This window comes from Mesorhizobium sp. M7A.T.Ca.US.000.02.2.1, from assembly GCF_003996995.1.
Taxonomy (GTDB): domain Bacteria; phylum Pseudomonadota; class Alphaproteobacteria; order Rhizobiales; family Rhizobiaceae; genus Mesorhizobium.
Genome location: NZ_RZTT01000489.1, coordinates 1 through 4,053, shown reverse-complemented (window position 1 = coordinate 4,053; position 4,053 = coordinate 1). Strand labels below are relative to the sequence as shown.

4 protein-coding genes are annotated in these 4,053 nt (G+C 62.6%); all 4 read left to right on the top strand.

Translation table 11 applies throughout. The features are described 5' to 3' along the window. Positions 1-739, top strand: a 739-nt coding sequence (locus EOD15_RS30050; RefSeq protein WP_127409107.1) for an iron-containing alcohol dehydrogenase, incomplete at its 5' end; no start/stop codon positions are given. Positions 740-755: 16 nt separating this feature from the next. Continuing rightward, positions 756-2,237 carry an NAD-dependent succinate-semialdehyde dehydrogenase gene (locus tag EOD15_RS30045; protein ID WP_127320433.1) on the top strand — a complete coding sequence of 494 codons (1,482 nt, stop codon included), beginning with the start codon at positions 756-758 and terminating at the stop codon, positions 2,235-2,237. A gap of 10 nt (positions 2,238-2,247) precedes the next feature. Next, entirely contained in the window at positions 2,248-3,072 is an 825-nt protein-coding gene (locus tag EOD15_RS30040) for an alpha/beta hydrolase (protein ID WP_164761706.1), read from the top strand. A 392-nt stretch (positions 3,073-3,464) separates the two neighbouring features. After that, positions 3,465-4,053, top strand: a 589-nt coding sequence (locus EOD15_RS30035) for an ABC transporter permease (RefSeq protein ID WP_245463806.1), incomplete at its 3' end; no start/stop codon positions are given.

The following is a 4,053-nucleotide window of genomic DNA, read 5'->3' as shown; positions in this document are numbered from 1 at the left end:
ATCGAGCCCTCACCTTATCGCCGCCGTCGCTCTGTGCGATCCCGAGTTGACAATGACCTGTCCGCCTGGCCTGACCGCGATCGCCGGCGCCGACGCTTTGACCCATGCGATCGAGGCCTTCACCGCTATGCGGCGCGGTGAAGACCCCAATCTGCCGCAACAGCATGTCTTCATCGGCAAGACTGCGCTGACCGACCATTTCGCGTTGCTCGCGATAAAACTGCTTGGCAGGAGCCTGGAGAAAGCCTGCAGCGACGGCACCGATGCCGACGCGCGCGCCGATGTCATGATGGGCGCTCTGGCGGCGGGCTGCGCGTTCGGCACCGCCGGCACGGCGGCGGCACATGCCGTGCAATATCCGGCAGGCGCCCTCACCCACACCGCCCATGGTTTGGGCGTAGCGACAATGATGCCTTACGTGATGACCTATAACAGCCGCGTCGCCGCTCACGAGATGGCAGAGATCGGCGCGGCACTTGGCTTGGAGACCAAGGCCAGAACCGCCGCCGAGATGGCAGCCGCCACAATCGAGGAGATCAGGCGATTGTTCGCGGCGATCGGTATTACGCCGACACTGGCGGATTTAGGCCTCCCCGCCGATAAGCTTGACTGGACCGCCGAGCAAGCGCTCGGCATCGACCGCCTGATCAAGAACAATCCGCGTGCCTTCGATCTCGGCACGATGCGACGCCTCGTCCAGGCTGCCCATGACGGCGACCTCGCCGCCTGCGTTATGTGAAAAACGGAACAAAGCGATGAATTTGAAGGCTCAGCAACTCGACCAGGATGGCTATGACGTGCGCGGTTTTTCGCACGGACTTTACATCGACGGCACCTGGCGACCGTCCTCCGACGGTCGGCTCATCGATGTCGTCGATCCCTCCTCCGGGGCGGTGATCGCGGCGGTTCCCGATGCGACGGTCGAGGATGCCACCGCCGCCGTCGAGGCGGCGGCCAAGGCGGCCAAAGGATGGCAGGAGACGGCGCCGCGCAAACGCTCGGAAATCCTCAGGCGTTGTTTCGAACTGATGGTCGAACGCTCGGAAACGCTTGCCATGCTGATCTCGCTGGAGAACGGCAAGGCGTTGCGCGACGCGCGCGGCGAAGTGGCGTACGCCGCCGAGTTCTTCCGCTGGAATGCCGAAGAGGCGGTCCGGATTACCGGTGAATTCGGCACTGCGCCATCCGGCACCAACCGGATCGTGGTCGATTATGAGCCGATCGGAATCTGCGTGCTGATCACACCGTGGAATTTTCCGGCCGCGATGGCGACCCGCAAGATCGCGCCGGCGCTGGCGGCAGGCTGCACTGTCGTCCTGAAGCCGGCCAGTGAAACACCGCTGACGGCCTATGCGCTGGCGGCACTCTACAGCGAAGCCGGCGTGCCTGCCGGCGTCGTCAACGTGCTGACCACGACCAGTCCCGGGCCGCTGACTTCGGCCATGCTCGCCGATCCACGCGTCAGGAAGCTGTCCTTCACGGGGTCGACGGGTGTCGGCCGAACCTTGCTCGGCGAGGCTTCAAAGCATGTCATTTCGTGTTCGATGGAACTCGGCGGCAATGCCCCGTTTGTCGTCTTCGACGATGCCGATCTCGACGCCGCCCTCGACGGCGCAATGATCGCCAAGATGCGCAACGCCGGCGAAGCCTGCACCGCCGCCAATCGCCTCTATGTACAATCGGGAATTTATGATGCTTTTGCCGACGGGCTCCGCAAGCGCATGGCGGCACTTAAGGTGGGAGCGGGACCGAATGCAGACACAGAATGCGGGCCGATGATCACCAGAAAGGCTGTCGACAAGATCGACCGCCTGGTCAAGGAAGCTGTGGGCCGGGGAGCCAAGGTGCTTTGCGGCGGGTCAATTTCGGAGGAAGAAGGATTCTTCTATCCGCCCACAGTGCTGTCCGATGTGCCGCCTGATGCGGAGATGGCGCACGAGGAGATTTTCGGCCCGGTGGCACCCATCACGCGCTTCGACACCGAGGCCGAGGCGATCGCACATGCTAACAACACGGAATATGGCCTGGCCGCTTATATATACACACGCGATGTTGGACGCGGCATGCGGGTGGCGTCGGGGATCGAGGCCGGCATGATCGGCCTTAACCGGGGACTGATGTCGGATCCGGCCGCACCATTCGGAGGCGTCAAGCAGAGTGGCCTTGGCCGCGAAGGCGGCCAGCACCACGGCATCGCCGAGTTCATGGAGGCAAAATATATTGCCGTCACCTTCTGAACCGGCAGTCATGTCAAAGGACCCTTTCCGCACCCGCGACCATGTGGCCGACTTTGACGATATCGTGGCCCACATAGTAAGCCGCAGCGCCGAAACCCGGGCGACCCTGCCGATGTCGGCTGATATCGCCTATGGCGAGGGCAAGGCCGAAAGGTTGGACCTCTTCTTTCCGCCCGGCGCGCGCAGGGATCTTCCCGTGCACATCTTCATCCATGGCGGCTACTGGCGCATGTTCTCCAGGAGCGACTATTCTTATGTAGCGAACACAGTCACCAAAGCTGGGGCGATCGCGGTCATCGTCGACTATGCGCTGATGCCCGAAGTCAGGATGGCGGCAATCGTCGACCAGATCCGACGTGCCAAACAATGGGTGCTGGACCATATCGTCGACCATGGCGGCGACCCGGCCCGGCTAAGCGTAAGTGGTCATTCGGCGGGCGCGCACCTGGCCACATTCCTGTTCGAAAAGACACCAATGCCATCACGCATACGTGCGGCGCTGCTGCTGGGCGGCCTTTACGACCTCAAGCCCCTTCAGACGTCCTTCCTCCAGCCGCTAATCGGAATCACCGATGATGAGGCATCTGCCTTCACCCCAATGACGCGGTGGCATGACCCGGAGACGGCAGCGACCATCCTCGTCGGAGATCAGGAAACGTCACCTTTTCACCAGCAGGCCGCCGACTTCGGAAAGCGCTTGCGCGCGCAGGGGCACCTTGTCTGCGACCTCCGCCTGAATGACCGAAACCACATGAACAGCGTGCGTGATCTGGGCATCAGCGGCACACAATCTGGCGATTGCCTGATGGCGATGATCGGGGGAAACGGCCTGTAGGACGGAACCTGGGGAAGCAGAGCCGCTTGACTGCCGGGCCAGACACTCCCGTCACTCAAGAAAGTACCGTCACGGGATCGCGGCACGCTACCGGCATCGGGCTGAGCTTTGCGGCAGGTGAAATCCGGCAGAGGACACAACCGACGATTCCTCATCCTCTTTCTCCACACTGACGAACTGCACAGCGCATCAGAAAATCGAAATTGCCCCTGCCGCCCTGAGTCGCGATGGTCTTTACGCAAGCAGCCGGCTTAGGGCTGTGGAGGAAACGTCGTCGCGGCAAAGCCCCTGGACAAGGCCGCTTTGGCACGCTGCTGGTTCAAACCGGCAGCGAGGGAGGAACTGACTTGGCTGGTTCGGGCAAATCCGACACCGCGCGCTTGGGCATCAAAATGTCCCAGGAACTCGTCGTCGGCGCGATCTCGGCCGTCCTGTTCCTGGTGTTCTCGGCGACGCTCAACAATTTCCTGAGCCAGGGCAACATCCTTGCCATTCTCAAGAATGTCTCGATCCTCGGCACGCTGGCCGTCGGCATGGGGTTCATCGTCGTCGGGCGCGGCATCGACCTGACCATGGTGGCGGTGATGGTGGTCGGCGTCGCCTTCAGCATTTGGATCTCCACCTGGGGCGTCGACTTCACGCTGGCCATCATCTGCGGCGCCATCCTGGTCGCGGTCATCGGCCTGTTCACCGGCGTCATGGTGGCGGTGGCCGAAATTCCGCCGATCTTCGCCACCCTTGCCATCGCATCCTCGGTCTACGGCTCTGGCCGCATCGTCTTTGCGTCCGACGTGCTCTATGCCCCCTCCGATATTGGCTGGCTGAAATTCGTCGGCAACGGAACCATCCTCGGCATCCCGATGTCGGTGATCATCTTCGCGGCGGTGGCCGCGCTCATGGGCTTCTTCCTGAGGAAGACCCGCTTCGGCCGGCTGGTCTATGCCACTGGCGACAACCCGAACGCGGCCCGCACCACAGGGC

Excerpts from the sequence above, each read along its gene's own strand:
- EOD15_RS30045 (WP_127320433.1), top strand. The coding sequence starts at position 756 with ATGAATTTGAAGGCTCAGCAACTCGACCAGGATGGCTATGACGTGCGC.
- EOD15_RS30040 (WP_164761706.1), top strand. The coding sequence starts at position 2,248 with ATGTCAAAGGACCCTTTCCGCACCCGCGACCATGTGGCCGACTTTGAC.